The sequence below is a fragment of the Nocardioides sp. ChNu-99 genome, assembly GCF_029493445.1.
Lineage (GTDB): Bacteria > Actinomycetota > Actinomycetes > Propionibacteriales > Nocardioidaceae > Nocardioides.
In genome coordinates this window covers 33,804-55,311 of the sequence record NZ_JAHWBL010000011.1, presented here as the reverse complement: position 1 = coordinate 55,311, position 21,508 = coordinate 33,804, and the positions used below count along the sequence as shown (strand labels likewise).

Sequence of the window (21,508 nt, the reverse complement as noted above, 5' to 3'; positions counted from 1 at the left end):
TCCCGGGGCGCCTGTACCCCGGGCCGGACGGTGCACCCCCGTGCCCTCCGCGGGTGCGTCACCGGCGCCGGGACGCGCCCGGGGAGGGCGGGGTGAGCAGGCGTAGAGTGAAGGGGTGACCCAGACGCCAGCCGCCGACGGACGCAAGCTCCTCCGCCTCGAGGTGCGCAACTCGGAGACCCCGATCGAGCGCAAGCCGGAGTGGATCAAGACCCGGGCGAAGATGGGCCCGGAGTACAAGGCGCTGCAGCACCTCGTGAAGTCCGAGGGCCTGCACACCGTGTGCCAGGAAGCGGGTTGTCCCAACATCTTCGAGTGCTGGGAGGACCGCGAGGCCACGTTCCTCATCGGCGGCGACCAGTGCACCCGCCGCTGCGACTTCTGCCAGATCGACACCGGCAAGCCGCAGGCGCTCGACCGCGACGAGCCGCGCCGCGTCGCGGAGTCCGTGCAGTCGATGCAGCTGCGCTACGCGACCATCACCGGTGTCGCCCGCGACGACCTGCCCGACGGCGGCGCGTGGCTGTACGCCGAGACCGTGCGCGCCATCCACGAGCTCAACCCCGGCACGGGCGTCGAGAACCTCATCCCCGACTTCAACGGCGAGCCCGACCTGCTGGCCGAGGTCTTCGAGTCCCGCCCCGAGGTGCTCGCGCACAACGTCGAGACGGTGCCGCGCATCTTCAAGCGCATCCGTCCCGCGTTCCGCTACGAGCGCTCCCTCGACGTGCTCACCCAGGCCCGCGCGTTCGGCCTGGTCACAAAGTCCAATCTCATCCTCGGCATGGGCGAGACCCGCGAGGAGGTCAGCCAGGCGCTGCGCGACCTGCACGAGGCCGGCTGCGACCTCATCACCATCACGCAGTACCTGCGGCCCTCGCTGCGCCACCACCCCGTGGAGCGCTGGGTCAAGCCCGAGGAGTTCGTCGAGCTGCAGGCCGAGGCGATGGAGATCGGCTTCGCCGGTGCCCTGTCCGGGCCGCTGGTCCGCTCGTCGTACCGCGCCGGTCGCCTGTACCGTCAGGCCGTCGAGGCCCGCGGGGGCGAGGTCACGATCGACGTCGGCGCCGCGCCGGCCGCCGTCTGACCCCCCGCACCGCAGCCCCACCGCAGCCCCGCCCCGACCCGGACCACCTCCGGCCGAACGAGACGAAGAAGGCACCACCGAGATGTCGACCAAGATGCCGGCCCCGCCGAAGAAGAAGCGCCGGGCGCAGATCGCCGAGACCTACCGGATGGCCAAGAAGGGCGATCCGAAGCTCGGTCTGATCCTGCTCGGCGTCTTCGTCGTCGCGGCGGCCGTCGGCTTCGCGCTCTTCTGGTTCCTGCCGGGTCCCGACCTGGTCTTCGCGATCCCCGGGGCGCTGCTCTTCGGCTCGCTCGCGACCCTCATCGTCTTCGGCCGCCGCGCCCAGCACTCGATGTACACCCAGATCGAGGACCAGAAGGGTGCCGCGGCCGCCGCGCTGCAGATGCTGCGCCGCGGCTGGGTCTCGGCCCCCGTCATCGCGTTCAACAAGCAGCAGGACGTCGTGCACCGCGCCGTCGGCCGCCAGGGCATCGTGCTCATCGGCGAGGGCAACCCCAACCGGCTCCGCCCGCTGATGACGTCGGAGCGCCGCAAGCACGAGCGCGTCGCCGCCGGTGCCCCGATCACCGAGGTGATCGTCGGTCGCGGTGAGGGCCAGGTGCCCCTGCCGAAGCTCGTGAAGCACCTGCAGAAGCTGCCGAAGGCGATCCGCCCCGCGGAGATGACCGACGTGGTGAACCGCCTCAAGGCCTTCGACGCGACCCGCTCCGCGGTGCCGCTGCCGAAGGGCCCGGTGCCGACGAACATGAAGGGCATGCGCCAGAACATGCGCGGTCGCTGACCCGCGCTCCCCCACACGAGAGAGGGCCCCGACCGGAGCGATCCGGCCGGGGCCCTCTGTGCGTGGTGCCGGGGTTCGGGTGCCCCAGCAAGTACGGCGGGACTCAGCCGTTCGAGCCGCTCGAGCCGCCCGAGCTGTCGGGGATGCCGCCGCCGAACAGGTCGGCGCCATCCGTCACCGTGCTCGGGTCCGGGGCCTCGACGTCGACCTCGACACCGAAGTTCGAGTAGGTGATCGACTGCGTCAACCCGGGCTGCGCGCCGATCGACGGGATCGTCTGGTCGTAGCGCACGACGTTGCCGTCCTCGTCGAAGCCGACCACGTACGTGAACTCCTCGGGCAGGTCGGACCCGCCCGCCGCGGCGAGGTCGCCCAGGCCGAGGGCCTCGAGCGAGGCGACGGCGTCGATGGTGACCTCGTAGGTGTCGACCGTCGAGCCGTCGACCTCCTCCTCGCCCTGGCTCACGACGCCGGTGGCGGCGGTCTCGAACAGCTCCTGCGCCGACTCGCCGTCGTACGCCGCCTTGAAGGACTGGCCGAGCGGGTTGCCCGCGGCACCGAGGTCGAGCGAGACGTACTGGCTGCCGGTGGCGTCGGCGGGGATGTACATGACGTTGTCCACCAGGATCATGGTGCCGCTCATGCCGGGGGCGAACTCGCCCTCCAGCTCCATCTCCGGGCTCTCGGCGTCGAACGCGACGACGCCCTCGAGGGAGCTGGTCGTGCTGCCGGTGGTGGTCTCCATGGTCACCGCGGCCGTGTCCATCTGGTCGATGGCGTCGCCGTACGCGGCGGCGAACTCCTCGACCGCGACCTCCTCGCCCTCGGCGACGCCGAAGCGCGAGTCGTCGACGGCGTCGCCGGAGTCACCCGAGTCGTCGGAGTCGCCGGAGTCGCCGGACTGGCTGCTGTCGGTGCCGTTGTCGGCGTTGTCGGAGTCGTCGGAGCCGCAGGCGGCCAGGCCGCTGACGGCGAGGACGCTCAGGGACGTGGCGGCGACGGCGCGTCGTACGTTGAGGCGCGACATGGGTTCCTCTCGGGTGGGTGCAGGTACGGCCGGCACGGAGCCGACCGGACGTCACCCTCCCCGGGTGCCGTGCGGCTAAAACGGTTCGACGCGCGCGGTTCTCGTCAGCGTCGCGGCGCGAGCGGTACGACGGCCGACCCGACCGCCAGGTCGTGCAGCCCGCGCCCGTCGGGCCGGAAGACCAGCGGCGGGATCACGAGGGCGATGAGCACGGCGCGCGCCAGCGACCGGAAGGGGTCCAGGGTGCCGGGGCGTCCGTCGTACCGGACCACGCGGAGGCGGGTCGCGAGCTGGCCGAAGGAGCCGCCGGCGAGGCAGACGAGGATGGTCGTCTCGGCAACGAAGAGCAGCAACGTCAGCACCGACGGCGGGATGCCGGTGGTGACGTCGCCCTCGGACGGGAAGTAGCGCGCGGGGCCGACGAACGCGATGACGACGAACATGCAGGTGAACCAGTCGACGATGAGGGCCCCCACACGGCGGGCCCACGAGGCGGTCTCCTGCTGGGTGTGCGGCACGGTCGGCAAGGCTATCGGAGCGGCCCGACAGGCCCCTCGGGCACCACACTGTTACACGCGTGAAACAATCGGGTGACCGTTGCGAAACCGCTCCTGCATACGTTGCAGAGCACTCGCCCGGCCCGCGGTTGCGCCGGGCGGATCACCCGTACGAGCGTGGCGCCCCGGTGCGTCCCGCCAAGGAGGACGAATGTTCGCCAACAGCGAAGAGCTGCTGAAGTACATCAAGGACGAGGGCGTCGAGATGATCGACGTCCGGTTCTGCGACCTGCCCGGCATCATGCAGCACTTCACGGTCCCCGTGTCGTCGTTCGACCAGTCGGTCTTCGACGACGGGCTCGGCTTCGACGGTTCGTCGATCCGTGGCTTCCAGGCCATCAACGAGTCGGACATGTCCCTGTTCCCGGACCCGTCCACGGCGTACATCGACCCGTTCCGCACCGCGAAGACGCTGGTCATCAACTTCTTCATCCACGACCCGATCACGGGCGAGCCCTACTCCCGCGACCCGCGCAACATCGCGAAGAAGGCGCTGGCGTACCTCGAGACGACGGGCATCGCGGACACCGCGTTCTTCGCCCCCGAGGCCGAGTTCTACATCTTCGACAACGTGCGCTACTCCACGGGTGTCAACGAGAGCTACTACCACATCGACTCCGTCGAGGGCTGGTGGAACTCGGGCAAGGAGGGCGACAACCTCGGCTACAAGACCCGCCTCAAGGGTGGCTACTTCCCCGTCGCGCCGTACGACCACTACACGGACCTGCGCGACGACATGGTGAAGAACCTGGAGGGCGTCGGCCTGCAGGTCGAGCGCGCGCACCACGAGGTCGGCACCGCGGGTCAGGCGGAGATCAACTACCGCTTCGACACGCTGCTCAAGGCCGCGGACGACGTGATGAAGTTCAAGTACATCATCAAGAACACCGCGTGGGCCCAGGGCAAGTCGGTCACCTTCATGCCGAAGCCGATCTTCGGTGACAACGGCTCGGGCATGCACGTGCACCAGTCGCTGTGGAAAGACGGCTCGCCGCTCTTCTACGACGAGTCCGGGTACGGCGGTCTCTCCGACCTCGCGCGCTGGTACATCGGCGGCATCCTGAAGCACGCCCCGTCGCTGCTCGCCTTCACGAACCCGACGGTGAACTCGTTCCACCGCCTGGTGCCGGGCTTCGAGGCGCCGATCTCGCTGGTCTACTCCTCGCGCAACCGCTCCGCCTCGGTCCGCATCCCGATCACGGGCAGCAACCCGAAGGCCAAGCGCATCGAGACGCGCTTCCCCGACCCGTCGGCGAACCCGTACCTCGCGTTCTCGGCCCTGATGCTCGCCGGCATCGACGGCATCAAGAACAAGATCGAGCCCGCCGCTCCGATCGACAAGGACATCTACGAGCTGCCGCCGGACGAGATGGCCGAGATCGACCAGGTGCCCACGTCGCTGGGTGCGGTGCTCGACGCCCTCGAGGCCGACAACGAGTACCTGAGCCAGGGCGGCGTCTTCACGCCCGACCTCATCGAGACCTGGGTCGACTACAAGCGCACCCACGAGATCGCCCCCGTGCAGCTGCGCCCGCACCCGCACGAGTTCGAGCTGTACTACGACATCTGAGTTCGCTCCGACGTCTGTCGCGACGCCCCCGGTCACCGCTGCGGTGACCGGGGGCGTGCGTCGTACCGGGCTGCTTCGGCTCCGGTGTCTCGAGGAGCGGGCACGTGCGGAGCCGACTCTCGACCGGATCCCGTACGCCGATCGACCGCGGGCGCCGCGCGGTGCGGCGCCGTTCCGGTCGAGCGTCAGCGGCGGCCTCTTGGCGTCGGCACGTGGTTCGTCGACACGGCGTGGGGCCGGGAGTCCCCACCGTCGAGCCCCCACCCACCGACGACGATAAGCGCGAACTCCGCGGACTTTCCGCTGCGCTCACCTAGTGCCCCACGTCACAAAGACCCCTAGTGTGCTCTCGGGCGCCGCCGACACCTGCGGTAGCGCCCACGAGCCGAGGAGGACGTCGTGCCGGACCGGGAAGTCTTCACCCACGTGGTGGTCGGAGCCGGCAGCGCCGGCGCCGCGCTCGCCGCCCGCCTGACCGAGGACCCGTCGGTCTCGGTCCTCCTGCTCGAGGCCGGCGGCCCCGCCGACGCGGACGAGATCAGCATCCCGGCGGCGTTCCCGAACCTCTTCAAGACGCGGTGGGACTGGAACTACCAGACCAGCGAGCAGAAGCAGCTGGAGGGGCGGCGTGCGTACTGGCCCCGCATGAAGGCCCTCGGCGGCTGCTCGTCGATGAACGCGATGATCTACATCCGCGGCAACCGCGCGGACTTCGACACCTGGCGCGACGCCTACGGGGCGACCGGGTGGGGGTACGACGACGTCCTGCCGTACTTCATCCGCTCGGAGGCCAACACGCGCCTCGGCGGGCCGTACCACGGGCAGGACGGCCCGCTGCACGTCGAGGATCGGCGTTACACCCACCCGCTGACCACCTCCTGGGTCGAGTCGGCCGTGGCCGCCGGGTTCAAGCCCACCGACGACTTCAACGGCGCCGAGCAGGAGGGCGCGGGGCTCTACCAGGTCACCTGCCGCAAGGGGCGGCGCTGGTCCACCGCGAAGGCGTACCTCGAGCCCGCCGCGAGCCGGCCCAACCTCACGATCCGCACCGGCGCGCTCGCCGAGCGGGTCGTCCTGGAGGGTGGCCGGGCCGTGGGCGTCGCCTACCAGCACGGCGCCGGCAGCCGCACGGCGTACGTCGAGGGCGAGGTCGTCCTCGCCGGCGGCGCCATCAACTCGCCCCAGCTGCTCCTGCTCTCCGGCATCGGTCCGGGCACGCACCTGACCGAGATCGGCGTGGATGTCGCCGTCGACCTGCCCGGCGTCGGCCAGAACCTGCACGACCACCCGGCCGTGCCGCTCGTCTTCCACACGCGCGACACCACCGACCTGCTCGACCACAACAACCTGGTGCAGTTCGCGCGCGCCAAGGCGACCGGCACCGGGCCGCTCACCTCGAACGTCGGCGAGGGCGGCGGCTTCTGGCGCACCCGCGACAGCCTGGCCGCGCCCGACCTGCAGGTCCACGTCGCGCCGACCGGCTTCTACGACAACGGGTTCCACGAGGCGACCGCCCGCAGCGTCACCGTCGCGCCGACGCTGGTCTCGGTCGAGAGCCGCGGCGCGCTGCGGCTGCGCTCCACCGACCCGCGCTGGCACCCGGAGATCGACCCGGGCTACTTCGACGACCAGGCCGACCTCGACGCGATGACCGCCGGCGTACGCCGGATGCTCGAGACCGTCGCGACCGGTCCGCTGGCAGAGCACGTGGCCGGGCCCGGGCTGCCGACGATGGAGTCCTGGGGCGACGACCCGACCGACGCGCAGATCGTCGAGCACCTGCGCAGCTACACCCAGACGCTCTACCACCCGGTCGGCACCTGCGCGATGGGCGGTGACGAGCGCTCGGTCGTCGACCCGCAGCTGCGGGTGCGCGGGGTCGACGGGCTGCGCGTCGCCGACGCCAGCGTGATGCCGATGGTGACCCGCGGCAACACCAACGCCGCTTCCATCATGATCGGCGAGCGTGCCGCCGACCTCCTGCGCGGAAAGGCCTGAACGATGACCACCACGACCACTCCCCCGAATCCGGCCGCCGCTGCGAGCGAGCGGCCGACGTTCGAGTCGATCAACCCCGCCACCGGCGACGTGGTGGGCGTCCACCCCGTCCACGACGAGGCCGACGTCCGTGCGGCCGTCGCGCGGGCCCGGGAGTCCGCCGGCTGGTGGGCCGACCTCGGCTTCGCCGGCCGCCGCGAGGTGCTCACCCAGTGGCGGGCCGTCCTCACGCGCCGGCTCGCGCAGCTGTGCGACGCCGTGCACCAGGAGACGGGCAAGCCGCACGGCGACGCCCAGCTCGAGTGCGCCCTCACGATCGACCACCTCGCCTGGGCCGGGTCGCACGCCGAGAAGGTCCTCGGTCGCAAGCGCGTCTCGCCCGGCCTGCTGCTCGCGAACCAGGCGGCGTCGGTGGAGTACCTCCCCCTGGGCGTCGTCGGCGTCATCGGCCCGTGGAACTACCCCGTCTTCACCCCGATGGGATCGATCGCCTACGCGCTGGCCGCGGGCAACACCGTCGTGTTCAAGCCCAGCGAGCTGACCCCCGGCGTCGGTCTGTGGCTCGCCGACAGCCTGCGCGAGGTCGTCCCCGACCACGACCTGCTGCAGGTCGTCACCGGCCTCGGCGAGACCGGGGCCGCGCTGTGCCGGGCCGGCGTCGACAAGGTCGCCTTCACCGGCTCGACCGCCACCGGCAAGCGCGTGATGGCGGCCTGCGCCGAGACGCTCACCCCCGTGGTGGTCGAGGCGGGCGGCAAGGACGCGCTGCTCGTCGACGAGGACGCCGACCTCGACGCCGCTGCGGACGCCGCCGCCTGGGGCGCCTTCGCCAACGCCGGCCAGACCTGCGCCGGCGTCGAGCGCATCTACGTCCACGAGCGGGTGCACGACCGGTTCGTCGCCCTGCTCGCCGAGCGCGCCCGGACCGTCCACGCCGGTGTCGACGTCGACGCCAAGATCGGCCCGATGACCATGCCCGGCCAGCTCGACGTCGTACGCCGCCACGTCGCCGACGCGCTCGCCCGCGGTGGGCGGGCAGTGGTCGGCGGATCCGACGCGGTGGGCGACCGGTTCGTGCAGCCGACCGTCCTCGTCGATGTGCCCGAGGACAGCGAGGCGGTCACCGAGGAGACGTTCGGGCCGACCGTCACCGTGCGCAAGGTGCGCGACATGGACGAGGCGGTCGAGCTGACCAACGCGGGGAAGTACGGGCTCGGCTCGGCGATCTTCACCGGCGGGAACGGGGAGGACCTGGCGCGGCGACTCCGCACGGGGATGACATCGATCAACTCGGTGATCTCGTTCGCCGGCGTCCCCTCCCTGCCGTTCGGCGGTGTCGGCGACTCCGGTTTCGGTCGCATCCACGGGCCGGACGGGCTGCGGGAGTTCACCTACGCCAAGTCGGTGACCCGCACGCGGTTCAAGGCGCCGATCAACCTCACGACCTTCGAGCGCACCGCCGAGCAGGAGACGACGGTGGCCACCCTGCTGCTCGCCCTCCACGGGCGGGCCACGCAGCTGCCGAAGCTGCCGCGCCGTCCGTTGGAGACGATCCGCGGGCGGCGACGCGACTGACGGGCGCGGCCTACGATGGCCACCCGATGAGCCCGACCGACGACACCCCCCGCAAGCTCCTCCTCGTCGTCGACGCGCCGTCGCTGCTGCACCGCAACCACCACGCGCGTGCCCACACCCGGGCGCTCGACCGTGCGGGCCGACCGGTCTGGGCGCTGCACGGGATGCTGCGCCAGATCATCGAGTCCATCGACCGGTTCGCGCCGGACGCGGTGCTCTTCGGCCTGGACGACCGGACCGCGTCCGTGCGGCGCGACGCGTACCCGGCGTACAAGGCCGGCCGTGCCGAGAAGCACCCCGAGCTGATCGGGCAGCTCGAGCGGGCGGGCGCTCTGCTCGACGCGCTCGGCTTGGCGACGCTCACCCCGCCCGGGCTCGAGGCCGACGACGTCAGCGCCTCGGGGGCCGCGTGGGCCGGTCGGCACGGGTGGGACTGCGTCATCATCACGTCCGACCGCGACACGTTCGCCCACATCAGCGACCACACGAAGGTGCTGCGGCTGATCGACGGCGGCATCAACGGCTCGCCGCTGCTCGACCCGCGGCGGCTGCACGCGATGTACGGCGTCGCGGCCGAGAACTACCTCGCGTACGCCGCGCTGCGCGGCGACGCCAGCGACAACCTCCCCGGCGTACCGGGGATCGGCGAGAAGACCGCCGCCATCCTCCTGGAGGCGGCCGGCTCCATGCAGGCCGTGTGGGCCGACGTCGAGCACGGCGACGGCAGCACGGTCGCTGCGGCCCTCGACTCGTGGGCGGTGGACAACGGGAGCCCCCGCCTGGGCACGCGCGTCGTCCGGCACCTCACCGCGTCAGGAGCCCGGGAGCGCTACGACTTCAACGTGTCGATGATGCGCGGCCACGACGACCTCGACCTGGGGCTGACGCCGGACGTGCCCGGTACGCCGGGGCTGCTGCCGCTCGACGTCGATCGGGTCAGCCGTGTGGTGGGGTTCCTCAACGTCGAGGCGACGACGTCGATGGCGGTGCGGGTGCTCACCAGCACGCCGGCGTCGGCGGCGACCCGCTGGGCGTGACCACGCAGGTCAGCCGACGCTGATCTCCACCTGGTTCGGGTAGAACGCGACGTGGCCGGCGATGGGTGCGACGGCGTCGTACGGCGCGTCGTACCCCCAGACCGCGTTCTCCGCGCGGTCGTCACCGTCGACGAGCGAGAAGTAGCCGGCCTCGCCCTTGTAGGGGCAGTACGTCGCGTGGCTCGTCCGCTCGAGGACCGACGCGTCGACGTCGGCGAGCGGGACGTACTGCGCCGCCGGGTAGCTCGCCTCCTGCAGAGTCAGCGCGCTGTCGGTCTCGGCGATGACGCGGCCGTGGCGCGTGACCACGACCCGGCCCTCCGTGGGCGTGACGGTGATGGGGTGGGTCTCGTCGGGGATGAGGTGCGGGCGCTGGGTCATGACGTGGTGAACGCCGCGGCCTGACCGCATCATCCCCACCAGCAGACCCCGCTCGAAAAGGCGGTGGAAGCGCCGGAGCCCGCGCGGACCGGCGGACCTCAACCGGGATGCCCGAACCCACGACCCCTGTCGGCGCACCGCGCTAGGTTCCGTACATGGCGAAGTACCCCCGGATTCGGGAACAACACGTCGCAGTGTTCGGCGAGAGCGGCTCGGGCAAGACAGTGCTCGTCTCTTCCTTCTTCGGGCCCACCCAGGAGGGGTCTTACAAGAACGAGCTCTGGGACCTCATTGCAGACGACACTGGCCAGGGAAACCGGCTCTACCAGAACTACCTCGGCATGCGGGACAACGGGACCGCCCCCATGGCTACTCGTTTTGCCAATACCACCTACTACTTCTCGTTGAAGCTCCGCGGCGCGGACCTGGACACCGCCAAGAAGCGGCCCTTCGACGTCCTCCGGCTGGCGTGGCACGACTACCCAGGTGACTGGTTCCAGGACGAGCCCTCAAGCGACGAGGAGCGGAACCGCCGGACGGACACGTTCCGATCGCTCCTGAAGTCCGACGTGGCCCTCCTGCTCATCGACGGGCAGAAGTTGCTCGACTATCGCGGGCAGGAAGAGCGCTACCTCAAGTCGGTGCTCGGCAACTTCCGACAGAACCTGCTGAGGCTCAAGGACGAGCTGCTGGCCGGCGAGGGGCGACTGGTCGAGTTTCCGCGCATCTGGATCCTCTCCCTGTCCAAGGCCGATCTGCTCCCGGAGATCGACGTGCACGCCTTCCGCGATCTGGTCATCCTCAAGGCGGCCGAAGACGTCGAGAACCTTCGGACGACGCTCCAGCAGTTGATTGACACACCCGACGCACTTGCGATCGGCGATGACTTCATGCTGCTCTCGTCCGCGAAGTTCGAGCTGACGGCCGACGCCGGTTCTCCTGTCGAGATCGACCTCACCCGGCGCGTCGGCGTCGACCTCGTCCTCCCCGTCGCTTCGCTGCTGCCGCTCGAGCGCCGCGTCCAGTGGCAGTCGAGGCTCACCATTCCCATGAAGGTCCTCGACTCGCTCGCCGACGGCGCCGAACTGTTGGCAGCGGGACTGACCGGGGGAAGGTTCGTGCTGGTGGAGAAGGCTCTCGCGAGACTTCCCAAGGCCGGCAGGGCCACGAAGGTTGCCGCCAAGCTCGGCCCGATCCTGGTCGAAGCCGTGGAACTCGCTGGGCCGAAGTTGCGTGAGATGAACGAGCAAGCACGCGCCCAGCACGACTACCTGCGCGCCATGCTCACCCAACTCAAGCTCGACCTCGAGCAGGGTGTCGCAGACAACGTGATCCGGAAGGCAAAGTGAGCGATCAGTCCGCCCACGTCACCCGTCTCATCTGGGCGACGCGGGGACGATCCTGGGTGTTTCGCTTCTTGCTCGACGCCGGTCTGAGCGACCCGCTGCCCATGTACGAACGTACGTTCGGTGCTCTTCGCGATCAGTCTGAGGCGTGGCGTCGCGAGGGAACCAACGTGGCGCTTCGGTTTCCCGACCCCGAGGGCCGGGCCGACACCGCCGGCCGGGTCATCCCCCACGAGTTCATCGTCCTCGGACCTCTCGCGCGACAGATCGAGTCCGTCGAGGACGGTCGAGAGCAACTCTGGCCCGTTGTCAGCGCGGCGTACGCAGCAGTCTGGGACTCGCCTTCTCCGCCGTCGGCCATGTACCTGGATCACGCGGACGGGATGCAGGTCCGCAGCCGTTGAAGTTCGTTCGAACCCGCTGGTCTCGACACGGCTTGGCTGCGGAATATCTGTGACGAGCAAACCCGTACCGGACCGATAACGGGCAGCGCTGCGACGAGCTGTCCTACAGACTCGGGGCCATGAAGCAGAGCAAGATCCGCCGCCGGCTCGAGAGCTCGTTGACCGACGGGCGGATCGCCACGGTGGTCCGAGACGACTTCGAGCTCACCATGACGGACGGGTTCGTCGTCACCCTGACAGACGACTGGGTGGTCCTCCACGAGCTCGCCGACGGCGTGCACCTCGACGACCTCGTGATGCTGCGTCTCAGCGACGTCTCGCGCGTCTGGTTCCGCGACGACGACCCTTACCACCACCGAGCGATCAACGGCCTCGGCTCGACGGTCGCCACGTTCGAGTGCCCGCCCGAGGCCGGGTTGATCGACATGCTCAACGCAGCCGCCTTCAAGGCGGACATCTTCGCCATTCGCATGGAGACGCTGCGCGACGAGCCGCTCGCGATCGGCCGGCTCGTCAAGCTCGGGAAGAAGCGGCTCACGCTGCACTTCGTCGGTCGTGACGGAGTGTGGGCACCCGAGACGGAGCGCTGGCGTCACCGCGACATCACGCGCATCGAGGTCGGCGGACGCTACCTGGACGCGCTCAACCGCTTCGCCGACCCCTATCCCGCCGCCGAACCCGCCTGAACGCACACTGACCCGGACGGCGCGAGAGTCGACCGCACTTACCCACCCACCCCGGTGCGACGATGACCCGGTGCACCGACTCGTGGGCCTGCTGCTGACCGTAACGGTCGGGCTCGTGCTGGCCGACTCGGCGATCGTCACCCTCGCGCTACCCGAGATGCTCGAGCAGCTCGACGCGTCGGTCACCGAGGTCGCGTGGGTGCTCATCTCCTACAACCTCGTGCTGGGGGTGCTCGCCGTACCGGCCGCCCTGCGGCCGTTGCGGGTCCGCCCGCGCATCCTCGCCGCCGCCGGCATCGCCGTCTTCGCCGGCGCCTCGGCGTGGTGCGCCGCCGCCCCCACGATCGAGGTGCTCATCGCGGCCCGCTGCCTGCAGGCGGTCGGCGGGGCGTTCGCGCTCGTCGGGGCGCTGGAGCTGCTCGTCGCCCGCTCCGGCGAGCGCCGCGGCGTGGCGGCTTGGGTCACCGCCGGGGTCGTCGGTACGGCGGCGGGCCCCGTCGCCGGTGGCCTGCTGACCGAGGCCATCTCGTGGCAGGCGATCTTCATCGCCCAGGTGCCGTTCGCGGCGCTCGCGGTGCCGGCGGCGCTCGCCGTACGCACCCGGCACCAGGGCCAGGCCGTCCCGGAGCCGGCCGTCAGCCACCGGCCCGTCATCGGCCACAACGTCACGCTCGCCCTGCTCTCCGCCGCGCTGACCGCCGCGCTCTTCCTGCTCGTGCTGCTGCTGGTGGAGGGGTGGCGCCACTCGCCCGCCACCGCCGCGCTCACTGTGTCCGTCATCCCCGTCGCGGCGCTCGCGGCCCAACCCCTGGCGCGGCTGCTGCGCACCACGCCCGACCTCGAGCTGGCTGCGGGCTGCGTGCTCGTCGCCGGCGGTCTCGTCGGTCTCGCGCTCCCGCCGTCGGCCGACCTGTGGTGGACCGTCGCCCCGCAGGCCCTCGTCGGCCTCGGCCTCGGGCTCAGCGTCGACGAGCTCACCCACCGCGCCATGGAGGACCGGCTCCCTCGCGCCCGGCACGCCGCCTGGACCATCAGCGCCCGCCACCTCGGCGTCGTGGTGGGGCTGGCGGTGCTGACGCCGGTCTTCACCGCCGACCTCCTCGACGCCGAGGAGCCCGCGACCGAGGCCATCGCCGCGCTGGTGCTCGACGCGCCGCTGCAGCCCGACGACAAGATCTCCGTCGCCCGGGCCCTCGGCTCCCACCTCACCGACCAGCGCGGGCAGGTGCCGGAGCTGGACGGGGCGTTCGCCGAGCTCGACGTACGGGCCGAGGACGAGGCCGCGGTCGCCGACCTCGAGCGCGGCCTCGACGACCAGCTCGACCGGTCGGTGTCGCTGGCGTTCCGCGACTCCTACCTCGTCGGCGCGGGCCTCGCGGCGCTGGCGCTGCTCTCCGTCGGGCTCACGGCCGCCGCGGGTGCCGCGCGCCGGTCCCGGGCGCGCAGGAGCCTCGTGTGAGCGCCGGGCTGCGCGCCGGGGTGCTGCCCGGGCTGGCGCTGGCCCTGGTGGCCGGCGTCGTCGGCGCCCAGGTCGCGGCCGGCGGCGGCGACTTCGCGCCGCTGCGCCCGGCCGACGCCTGCGCCGACCGCGCGGTCACCTCGCAGGCCGACGGCATCGAGGGGCTCACCGAGCAGCTCGTGCTGCGCGGCATCGACGACGCGGCGTGCACCCTCGACGTCAGCCGCGAGGCGCTCACCCTCGAGCTCGCCCAGCAGGAGGAGCCCACCGACGCGCAGGTCGACGCGGTCCGCGACGGGCTGCGCGCCGCGGTGGGCGAGCTCGCCGACGAGGACGCGCTGCCCCCGTCCTCCTCGCTGGTCGACGAGGCCCTCGAGGGCTCCGACCTCAACCGGTTCGTGAAAGGCGCGATCCGCCTCGTGCCCGACTCCGTGGTCGACGACGCGCTGCCCACCGAGGACGTCCTGACCCGCGCGGTCGACGAGCTCGACGTACGGGCAGTCCTGTCCGACCTCGACGACGCCGAGGCCCTCAACGAGGCCGTGCAGGACGCGGTCACCCAGGCCGTGCGCGACGAGCTGACCGACCGGGTGCGGAACCTCGTCTGAGGGGTACGGCGGGCGCCGTCACGGGCTGGGTGCGCTGGCAGGCACGAGGTCCTCCGGGCTCCGCCGTCGTTCCCGCGCCGAGGCGACCTTGTCGATCGCGACCCCCGCGCAGAGGCCCAGCACCATCCCGACGCCCATCGCCAGCCAGGGCTGGTCGCTCAGCCCGAACCCGGCCACGGCGCCGACGCCGACCGTGAAGCTCCCCCACAGCAGGCAGGCGCTCAGGGCGAGCGGCAGCCACACCCGATAGCGCAGCGCACCTCCGGCGACGAGGTTGACGCCGATGCGGATCACCGGCAGGAAGCGGGCCGTCACCACGATGCGCGCGCCGCGGCGGGCGAACTGCCGGTCCGCGGCCTCGATGAACTTCGCGAACCGCCGATGCTCCCGCAGGCGTTCGCGGGGCAGCCTGCCCCCGATGGCGAAGCCGATGCTGTCGCCGATCAGCGCGCCGACCACCGCCACCGCCAGCAGCACCAGGAGGGCCCACGGGTCGCCGGAGGCGACGGTCAGCGCCGCGACCGCGATGATCACCTCGTCGCTCGGCACGGCAGGCAGGAAGCAGTCGACGACGACCAGCAGGAGCACCGCCACGTAGAGCCAGGGCGACCCGAGCGACGACCGGGCCAGGTCGAGGACTGCGTCCACCTCGGAACCTCCTCGCTCGGTCGACACCTCAGCCTAGGTGGCCCACCCGACGGCCTCGTACGGCGGTCGCCCGCACCGACCCACGCGTGCCGGGGCCGGCCGCCTCCCTCAGACGCCCTGCTCCCGGAGGAACGCGACGGTGTCGTCCATCGCGGCGTCGAACGCCGGCCCGAAGGCGTGGGCGTCGTCGTACCACCGCAGGCGGGAGTCGACGCCGGCGGCGACCAGCGCGTCCTGCGTCGCGTCCGCCCACCGGGGCGGGCACTGGTCGTCGTGCCGGCCGTGGACCACCAGGACCGGCTCGGTGATCCGGTCGAGGTAGGGGCGCGACGAGTTCTGCTCCCACCACGCCGGGTCGTCCGCAGGGAGCGCCCCTCGGCGAGCCAGCTCCGCCACCTCGGGGTCGTCGGCGGGGGCGTCGCCCCGGAACTGCGCGAAGTTCTCCGCCTCGAGCGACGACACCGACGCCCAGAGCGCCGCGGCCCGCACCAGCCCGGGCTCGGCGACGAGCGCCTTGAGCACCACCCCGCCGCCCATCGAGCGGCCGAGCAGCGCGATCCGGTCGTCCACGACCGGCACGTCGTCGGAGGCCTGCAGGGCCTTGACGGCGTTGACCACGTCTGCGCTGTAGCCGAGGAGCAGCTCGCGGCGGTGGTCCGGGTCGTCGTCGGACTCGGCGTGGCTGCGGTAGTCGACGTGGAGCGCGACGTACCCCTGCGCCGCCAGGCGGCTGCGCTCCCGGGTCATCCCCTGCCCCCGCACGTAGACGTCGGGGTCGATGTAGCCGTGCGCCAGCACCACCGCCGGGAACGGGCCCCCACCCCGCGGCACGTCGAGCACCCCCGAGATCGTGTACCCCTCGACGACGCCACCGGGCGTCGTGCTGCGGCTGCGGTAGGTGACGTCGTACGACGTCGCGTCGGCCGTCCGCTCCCGCACGGCGCCGAGACGCAGCCGGTCGCCCTCGTGCGTCTGCTCCGCCAGGCCGAGGACCGAGGTCCCCGGGGCCGGGGGGCTCACCTCCGCCCCCGGTCCGGCGGCACCGGCCGCCCCACCCGGGGAGTACGACGACGCTTCGGCGCCCGGCGTGCGTCCGGCGCCCGCCGAACCGTCCTGGGCGGAGCAGCCCGCCAGCACGACGACGGCAGCGACCGCCGCCCCCAGCACGGGACGGCGCCTCACGGAACGGCGCCCCAGGGGAGGGCGCCTCACGGGCCCTCCGACCACGAGGCACGTCCGTCGCCGTCGATCGGGATCGCGGGGCCGCCGGTGACCGATGGCCGCCACGTCGCCTCGCCCAGACCGCGGACCCGGGCCAGGGTCTCCCGGACGTGCCGCCCGGCGTCGCCGGCGACGTACCCCTGGACCTCGATCCCCGCCGCGGTGCCGAGGTCGACGGCGCGCACCGCGTAGGTGTCCTGGGTGACGACGACCGCGCTCTCGACGCCGAACACGTCGTGGGCACGCCGCATGGTGTGCCACGTGCTGAACCCGGCGTAGTCGACGAAGACGTCCTCGGCGGGCACGCCCGCCGCCAGCACGGCGTCGCGCATCGCGCGGGCTCGTTGTAGTTCGGCGAGCCGTTGTCCCCCGAGACCAGCACCTTGTCGACCGCACCCGCCTCGTGCAGCGCGACCGCCCCGGCGACGCGCTCCCCCACGACCCGCCCCAGCGAGCCGTCGGGGTGCACGAACGACCCCGGCACGATCGCCACCTGGGCCGGCTCGACGGCGCCGAGCTCCCGGGTCACGTGGTCACTCGCGCGGGCCGCCACCACCACGTTGGCGGTGGCCACGACGACGGTGCAGGCCGCGGCGCCGACCAGTCCGACGCGCAGCAGGCGCCGGGCCCACCGGTCCGTCCCCCGCGCGGGGGAAGCGGTCCTCATGCGGCGACCTCGCCCCTGGCGCGGAAGCGCACGGGCAGGACGACGCGCCTGCCGGTGAGGTCGGGAACGTGGAGGTCGGGCGTGCGGGCCATGGGGTGCTCCTGGGTCGGTGGGTCGGGATCGTGCCGTGGCACCACCGTCCAGCAATCCGCGGGCGGGAGGCAGGGCCCGTCGATCCCCCTCTCCGCACCGACGCGCAGGTCGGCCACGCTGTCAGCGGCGCACCGCCGGTCGCTACGGTGGCGCGGTGGCACCGTCGCCGAGCCCCGCGGACGAGGCTGCCCGCGTGCGGCGTACCCGCGTCGACGAGCCGCACGTGGCTCCGCTCAACGACCTGGCCCGCTCGCTGCGCACCCAGGGCGAGGGCCATCGCTTCGTCCCGTGGTTCGACCCCGACGGGGGTGGCACCACGGCGCACGTCCTGGTGCTCATGGAGACGCCGGGCCCGCGCACGGTCGCGGCGGGCGACCTGGGGTTCAGCACCGAGGACAACACCGACCCCACGGCCGCGGCCCTCCGCGCCGCCCGCGCCGCCTCCGGTCTCGACCGCTCCGCCTACGTCCGCTGGAACGTCGTCCCCTGGCCCCTGCACGACGGCGCCGGCCATCGCCGCCCGCCCCGGGTCCGCGACCTCGACGAGGCCCGGCCGGCACTGGCGGCCCTCCTCGACCTGCTCCCCGCCCTGGAGCTCGTCGTCGCGGTCGGTACGCCGGCACTCACCGGTGTCATGCGCCACCTCACCCTGGACCCCCCGGACCGGGTGCCGCGGGTGCTCGGCGTCCCCCACCCGTCGCCGCGCAACGCCGGCCAGCAGCAGGAGGCCCGGGCGCGGCTGGCCAACGCGCTGCGCGCCGGCGTCAGGCCGCCGGAGCGGCGGTGAGCACCTCCGCCCCGTCGGCGGTGATGACGACGGTGTGCTCGGAGTGGGCCGTGCGGCACCCGGTCGCGCTGCGCAGCGTCCAGCCGTCGGCGTCCGTGACGAGCCGGTCGGTGTCGGCCATGACCCACGGCTCCAGCGCGAGCATCAGGCCGGGGCGCAGGTCGTAGCCCCGGCCGGGCCGTCCGACGTTCGCGACGTGGGGGTCCTGGTGCATCGTCGAGCCGATGCCGTGACCGCCGAACTCGGTGTTGACGGGGTAGCCCGCGTCGGTCAGGACCGTGCCGATCGCGTGGGAGAGGTCACCGGTGCGGGCGCCGGGACGGGCCACGGCGATGGCCGCGGCCAGCGCCCGCTCGGTGACCTCGATCAGCGCGACGCTCTCCGCGGGCCGCGTCGGCCCCACGACGAAGCTGATCGCGGCGTCGGCGGCGACACCGCCCGTCAGCAGGGCGAGGTCGAGGGTCACCAGGTCGCCGTCGGCCAGCGCCCGGTCGTGCGGTCGGCCGTGCAGCACGGCGTCATTGACCGCGGTGCAGACGTGGTGGCCGAACGGGCCCCGGCCGAAGGACGGCGCGTAGTCGACGTAGCAGGACTCCGCCCCGGCGTCGCTGATCATCTCGGCGGCCCAGCGGTCGATCTCGAGGAGGTTCGTGCCGACCGTGGCTCGGCGCCGCAGGGTGTGCAGGATCTCGCCGACCAGGGCGCCCGACACCCGGGCCTGGGCGATCTTCGCGGGGCTGAGGATCTCGATCACGAGCAGGACTCCGTCCGGGATGGGATGACTATCCCGGTAATGTTATCCCGGTACTACTATCGGCCCATGGTCCGGCTCCCGCTCTCCCCCGCCGAGGTCGAGCGCGGTCGACGCCTCGGCGCCCTCATCCGCCGCGCCCGCGGCGAGCGCCCGATGCTCGAGACCGCGCTCAGCGCAGGCGTGTCCCCCGAGACGCTGCGCAAGATCGAGTCGGGCCGGGTGGCGACCCCCGCGTTCCCCACCGTCGCGGCCATCGCGGACGTCCTCGGTCTCTCCCTCGACGAGGTCTGGGCCGAGATCAGCGGTCCCACGGGCGGCCGGCGCCACGTCTCCGCCCCGGCCGAGGACCCCCGCGCCCGCCTGAGCTCCTAGCGCCGGGCCCACCCGCGGCTGCCGTCGGGGCGGAAGACTCCTATTGTTTCGGGCGTGTAACACGTCCTGACCACGACGAGCGCCCCGAGCGCCGTCCCACGGAGGAGCCCCCATGTCGATGCTCGACGAGAAGCTGCAGCCCATGTTCGAGGAGGTGCTGCGCCGCAACCCCGGTGAGGACGAGTTCCACCAGGCCGTGCACGAGGTGCTGGACTCCCTCGGGCCGGTCGTCGCCAAGCACCCGGAGTACGCCGACGCCGCGATCATCCCGCGGCTGTGCGAGCCCGAGCGGCAGATCATCTTCCGCGTCCCGTGGGTCGACGACAGCGGCCAGGTGCAGATCAACCGCGGCTTCCGCGTCGAGTTCAACTCGGCTCTCGGCCCCTACAAGGGCGGCCTGCGCTTCCACCCGACGGTCTACCTGGGCATCGTGAAGTTCCTCGGCTTCGAGCAGATCTTCAAGAACGCGCTGACCGGCCTGCCCATCGGCGGCGGCAAGGGCGGCTCGGACTTCGACCCCAAGGGTCGCTCCGACGCCGAGGTGATGCGCTTCTGCCAGTCGTTCATGACGGAGCTCTACCGCCACATCGGGGAGTACACCGACGTCCCCGCCGGCGACATCGGCGTCGGCGGCCGCGAGATCGGCTACCTCTTCGGGCAGTACAAGCGGATCACCAACCGCTACGAGTCCGGCGTGCTGACCGGCAAGGGCATCGGCTGGGGCGGCTCGCTGGTCCGGACCGAGGCCACCGGCTACGGCACCGTGTTCTTCGTCGACGAGATCCTCCGCAGCCGCGGCGACAGCCTCGACGGCAAGAAGGTGGTCGTCTCCGGCTCGGGCAACGTCGCCATCTACGCGATCGAGAAGCTGCAGCAGCTCGGCGCCGTCGTGGTCGCCTGCTCCGACTCCGGCGGGTACGTCGTGGACCCCGACGGCGTCGACCTCGCGCTGGTCAAGGACATCAAGGAGCGGCGCCGCTCCCGCATCGCCGTGTACGCCGACGAGCGGCCGCGCGCGTCGTACGTCGAGGGCGGCTCGGTGTGGCAGGTGCCGTGCGACGTGGCGCTGCCGTGCGCGACGCAGAACGAGCTGAACGGCAACGACGCCGCGGCTCTCGTCCGCAACGGCTGCCAGGTGGTGGCCGAGGGCGCGAACATGCCGTGCACCCCGGAGGCCGTGCGCACCTTCAGCGACGCCGGCGTCTCCTTCGCGCCCGGCAAGGCCGCCAACGCGGGCGGCGTCGCCACCAGCGCGCTGGAGATGCAGCAGAACGCCTCGCGCGACTCCTGGTCCTTCGAGCACACCGAGGAGCGGCTCGCCGAGATCATGCGCAACATCCACCACCGGTGCCTGACGACCGCCGACGAGTACGGCCAGCCCGGCAACTACTCCGTGGGGGCCAACATCGCCGGCTTCACGCAGGTCGCCGACGCAGTGCTCGCACTCGGCGTCATCTGACCCCCAGCACCGTCCCGGCGCGCCCGACCAGCCGCTCCATCACCGCCCGCACCGCGGGCACGTCCTCCGCGCCGGGACGGTGCACCAACCCGACGTGCCGCTCGCCGAAGGCGGGCGCGCGACGCGCCTCGACCTCGGGATGACGGAACGCCGTCAGCGCGAGCTGCGGCAGCACCGTCACCCCCAAGCCGTGGGCCACGAGGTTCTGCACCACCACGTAGTCGTCGCTCTCGTGGACCAGCCGCGGCTCGAACCCCGCGGCCCGGCACCGCTCGAGCAGGTGGCCGCGGCAGCGCTCGCACCCGGCCACCCAGTCCTGCTCGGCCAGCCATGCCCCCGGTACGGCGGAGCCCTCCCCGCCGGGCGCGCCGGGCGCTGCGGCACCAGGCGGCAGCACGAGGTGCAGCGGCTCGACGCCGAGCGGCACCCAGGCGAGCGCGCCGTCGTCGGCGGGCGGCCCGTCGTACCCGAAGACGAGGGCGACGTCGGCGTCGCCGGCGAGCACGGCGGCCCACGCCTCCGGCGGCTCGGACTCGACCAGCGTGACCCGCAGGCCGGGATGGTCGCCCTGCAGCGCCCGGACGACCGCGGGCACCAGGGTGGCCGCCGCCGAGGGGAAGGCGGCGAGCCGCACGGTCCCGGCTCGCAGGTCGGCGAGCGCCCCGAGCTCCTCCTGCGCCTGGTGCAGGGCGGCGTGGACGGCGTCCGCGCGGGCCAGGAGCGCCGCGCCCGCCTCGGTCGGCGTGGTGCCGCGCGCCGTGCGCACGAGCAGTGCCCCGCCCGCCTCGCGCTCCAGGGCGCGCAACTGCTGGCTGACGGCCGACTGGGTCGTGCCGAGCTCGCGCGCAGCCGCGCTCAAGGAGCCGGCCCGGGCGACGGTGCGGAAGAGCAGGACGCGGCGGGGATCCACCGGGCCATTAGATCCGCTACGAGCAGGTGACGGGAAGTCCCGTCTACCTGGGAACCGAACGGGGCCCGACGATGGGCT

At 72.4% G+C, this 21,508-nt stretch carries 21 protein-coding genes and 1 pseudogene; 14 read left to right on the top strand and 8 right to left on the bottom strand.

The window, feature by feature from the left end; all coding sequences use genetic code 11:
* Positions 1-115: 115 nt before the first annotated feature.
* Together lipA and KK617_RS05980 are read left to right on the top strand one after the other, a co-directional pair.
* A complete protein-coding gene (gene lipA, locus KK617_RS05985) occupies positions 116-1,087 on the top strand; it encodes a lipoyl synthase (protein ID WP_277498721.1) in 972 nt (323 codons plus the stop codon).
* An 82-nt stretch (positions 1,088-1,169) separates the two neighbouring features.
* Positions 1,170-1,871: a DUF4191 domain-containing protein gene (locus KK617_RS05980; protein ID WP_277498719.1), complete on the top strand. Its 702-nt coding sequence runs from the start codon at positions 1,170-1,172 to the stop codon at positions 1,869-1,871.
* Between the two features lie 103 nt (positions 1,872-1,974).
* Here the strand turns inward: KK617_RS05980 and KK617_RS05975 are convergent, their stop codons facing one another.
* Entirely contained in the window at positions 1,975-2,898 is a 924-nt protein-coding gene (locus tag KK617_RS05975) for a hypothetical protein (protein WP_277498717.1), read from the bottom strand.
* A gap of 104 nt (positions 2,899-3,002) precedes the next feature.
* A complete protein-coding gene (locus KK617_RS05970) occupies positions 3,003-3,416 on the bottom strand; it encodes an RDD family protein (protein WP_277498716.1) in 414 nt (137 codons plus the stop codon).
* A gap of 190 nt (positions 3,417-3,606) precedes the next feature.
* On the opposite strand from KK617_RS05970, the gene glnA reads away from it, so the two are divergent.
* The 4 genes from glnA to KK617_RS05950 all read left to right on the top strand — a co-directional run bounded on the left by glnA (position 3,607) and on the right by KK617_RS05950 (position 9,635).
* Complete coding sequence (gene glnA / locus KK617_RS05965; protein ID WP_277498715.1) at positions 3,607-5,025, top strand: type I glutamate--ammonia ligase; 1,419 nt, start codon at positions 3,607-3,609, stop codon at positions 5,023-5,025.
* A 399-nt stretch (positions 5,026-5,424) separates the two neighbouring features.
* Positions 5,425-7,023: a GMC family oxidoreductase N-terminal domain-containing protein gene (locus tag KK617_RS05960; protein WP_277498714.1), complete on the top strand. Its 1,599-nt coding sequence runs from the start codon at positions 5,425-5,427 to the stop codon at positions 7,021-7,023.
* Positions 7,024-7,026: 3 nt separating this feature from the next.
* On the top strand, positions 7,027-8,598 hold the full coding sequence (locus KK617_RS05955) for an aldehyde dehydrogenase family protein (protein ID WP_277498713.1): 1,572 nt from the start codon (positions 7,027-7,029) through the stop codon (positions 8,596-8,598).
* 26 nt (positions 8,599-8,624) lie between these two features.
* Positions 8,625-9,635: a 5'-3' exonuclease H3TH domain-containing protein gene (locus KK617_RS05950; protein WP_277498710.1), complete on the top strand. Its 1,011-nt coding sequence runs from the start codon at positions 8,625-8,627 to the stop codon at positions 9,633-9,635.
* Positions 9,636-9,644: 9 nt separating this feature from the next.
* On the opposite strand, the gene KK617_RS05945 is transcribed toward KK617_RS05950, so the two are convergent.
* Entirely contained in the window at positions 9,645-10,016 is a 372-nt protein-coding gene (locus KK617_RS05945; RefSeq protein ID WP_277498708.1) for a DUF427 domain-containing protein, read from the bottom strand.
* 155 nt (positions 10,017-10,171) lie between these two features.
* Between KK617_RS05945 and KK617_RS05940 the strand changes: the two genes are divergently transcribed.
* The 5 genes from KK617_RS05940 (at position 10,172) to KK617_RS05920 (ending at position 14,519) form a co-directional block, all read left to right on the top strand.
* Positions 10,172-11,365 carry a hypothetical protein gene (locus KK617_RS05940; RefSeq protein WP_277498706.1) on the top strand — a complete coding sequence of 398 codons (1,194 nt, stop codon included), beginning with the start codon at positions 10,172-10,174 and terminating at the stop codon, positions 11,363-11,365.
* On the top strand, positions 11,362-11,766 hold the full coding sequence (locus KK617_RS05935) for a hypothetical protein (RefSeq protein WP_277498705.1): 405 nt from the start codon (positions 11,362-11,364) through the stop codon (positions 11,764-11,766). Before KK617_RS05940 ends, KK617_RS05935 begins: the two co-directional genes overlap by 4 nt.
* Before the next feature lie 119 nt (positions 11,767-11,885).
* Positions 11,886-12,452, top strand: a complete 567-nt coding sequence (locus KK617_RS05930) for a hypothetical protein (RefSeq protein ID WP_277498703.1) — start codon at positions 11,886-11,888, stop codon at positions 12,450-12,452.
* 70 nt (positions 12,453-12,522) lie between these two features.
* Positions 12,523-13,911, top strand: coding sequence for an MFS transporter (locus tag KK617_RS05925; protein ID WP_277498701.1), 1,389 nt, complete (start codon positions 12,523-12,525; stop codon positions 13,909-13,911).
* The gene (locus tag KK617_RS05920; protein WP_277498700.1) at positions 13,908-14,519 is read left to right on the top strand and encodes a hypothetical protein; all 612 of its coding nucleotides are present in this window, start codon (positions 13,908-13,910) and stop codon (positions 14,517-14,519) included. Before KK617_RS05925 ends, KK617_RS05920 begins: the two co-directional genes overlap by 4 nt.
* Before the next feature lie 18 nt (positions 14,520-14,537).
* Here the strand turns inward: KK617_RS05920 and KK617_RS05915 are convergent, their stop codons facing one another.
* From KK617_RS05915 to KK617_RS05905, 3 genes and pseudogenes are all read right to left on the bottom strand, one after another.
* The gene (locus tag KK617_RS05915) at positions 14,538-15,167 is read right to left on the bottom strand and encodes a VTT domain-containing protein (RefSeq protein WP_277498699.1); all 630 of its coding nucleotides are present in this window, start codon (positions 15,165-15,167) and stop codon (positions 14,538-14,540) included.
* A gap of 108 nt (positions 15,168-15,275) precedes the next feature.
* Complete coding sequence (locus KK617_RS05910; protein ID WP_277498697.1) at positions 15,276-16,349, bottom strand: prolyl oligopeptidase family serine peptidase; 1,074 nt, start codon at positions 16,347-16,349, stop codon at positions 15,276-15,278.
* A 26-nt stretch (positions 16,350-16,375) separates the two neighbouring features.
* Positions 16,376-16,747: pseudogene (locus KK617_RS05905) on the bottom strand (ElyC/SanA/YdcF family protein); the annotation flags it as partial.
* Between the two features lie 555 nt (positions 16,748-17,302).
* On the opposite strand from KK617_RS05905, the gene KK617_RS05900 reads away from it, so the two are divergent.
* On the top strand, positions 17,303-17,935 hold the full coding sequence (locus KK617_RS05900) for a uracil-DNA glycosylase family protein (protein ID WP_277498696.1): 633 nt from the start codon (positions 17,303-17,305) through the stop codon (positions 17,933-17,935).
* Here KK617_RS05900 and map read toward each other — a convergent pair.
* Positions 17,913-18,689 (bottom strand): type I methionyl aminopeptidase, encoded by a 777-nt coding sequence (gene map / locus KK617_RS05895; RefSeq protein WP_277498695.1) that lies wholly within the window; start codon positions 18,687-18,689, stop codon positions 17,913-17,915. The genes KK617_RS05900 and map overlap by 23 nt on opposite strands.
* A 66-nt stretch (positions 18,690-18,755) precedes the next feature.
* On the opposite strand from map, the gene KK617_RS05890 reads away from it, so the two are divergent.
* Positions 18,756-19,061, top strand: coding sequence for a helix-turn-helix transcriptional regulator (locus tag KK617_RS05890; RefSeq protein WP_277498694.1), 306 nt, complete (start codon positions 18,756-18,758; stop codon positions 19,059-19,061).
* Positions 19,062-19,173: 112 nt separating this feature from the next.
* On the top strand, positions 19,174-20,520 hold the full coding sequence (gene gdhA / locus KK617_RS05885) for an NADP-specific glutamate dehydrogenase (RefSeq protein ID WP_277498693.1): 1,347 nt from the start codon (positions 19,174-19,176) through the stop codon (positions 20,518-20,520).
* On the opposite strand, the gene KK617_RS05880 is transcribed toward gdhA, so the two are convergent.
* On the bottom strand, positions 20,513-21,430 hold the full coding sequence (locus KK617_RS05880) for a LysR family transcriptional regulator (protein WP_277498691.1): 918 nt from the start codon (positions 21,428-21,430) through the stop codon (positions 20,513-20,515). The two genes, gdhA and KK617_RS05880, sit on opposite strands and share 8 nt — an antisense overlap.
* Positions 21,431-21,508 lie beyond the last annotated feature (78 nt).

Coding starts and splice junctions, on each gene's coding strand:
- KK617_RS05980 (WP_277498719.1), top strand. CDS start 1,170: ATGTCGACCAAGATGCCGGCCCCGCCGAAGAAGAAGCGCCGGGCGCAG.
- KK617_RS05975 (WP_277498717.1), bottom strand. CDS start 2,898: ATGTCGCGCCTCAACGTACGACGCGCCGTCGCCGCCACGTCCCTGAGC.
- glnA (WP_277498715.1), top strand. CDS start 3,607: ATGTTCGCCAACAGCGAAGAGCTGCTGAAGTACATCAAGGACGAGGGC.
- KK617_RS05955 (WP_277498713.1), top strand. CDS start 7,027: ATGACCACCACGACCACTCCCCCGAATCCGGCCGCCGCTGCGAGCGAG.
- KK617_RS05950 (WP_277498710.1), top strand. CDS start 8,625: ATGAGCCCGACCGACGACACCCCCCGCAAGCTCCTCCTCGTCGTCGAC.
- KK617_RS05945 (WP_277498708.1), bottom strand. CDS start 10,016: ATGACCCAGCGCCCGCACCTCATCCCCGACGAGACCCACCCCATCACC.
- KK617_RS05940 (WP_277498706.1), top strand. CDS start 10,172: ATGGCGAAGTACCCCCGGATTCGGGAACAACACGTCGCAGTGTTCGGC.
- KK617_RS05930 (WP_277498703.1), top strand. CDS start 11,886: ATGAAGCAGAGCAAGATCCGCCGCCGGCTCGAGAGCTCGTTGACCGAC.
- KK617_RS05890 (WP_277498694.1), top strand. CDS start 18,756: ATGGTCCGGCTCCCGCTCTCCCCCGCCGAGGTCGAGCGCGGTCGACGC.
- gdhA (WP_277498693.1), top strand. CDS start 19,174: ATGTCGATGCTCGACGAGAAGCTGCAGCCCATGTTCGAGGAGGTGCTG.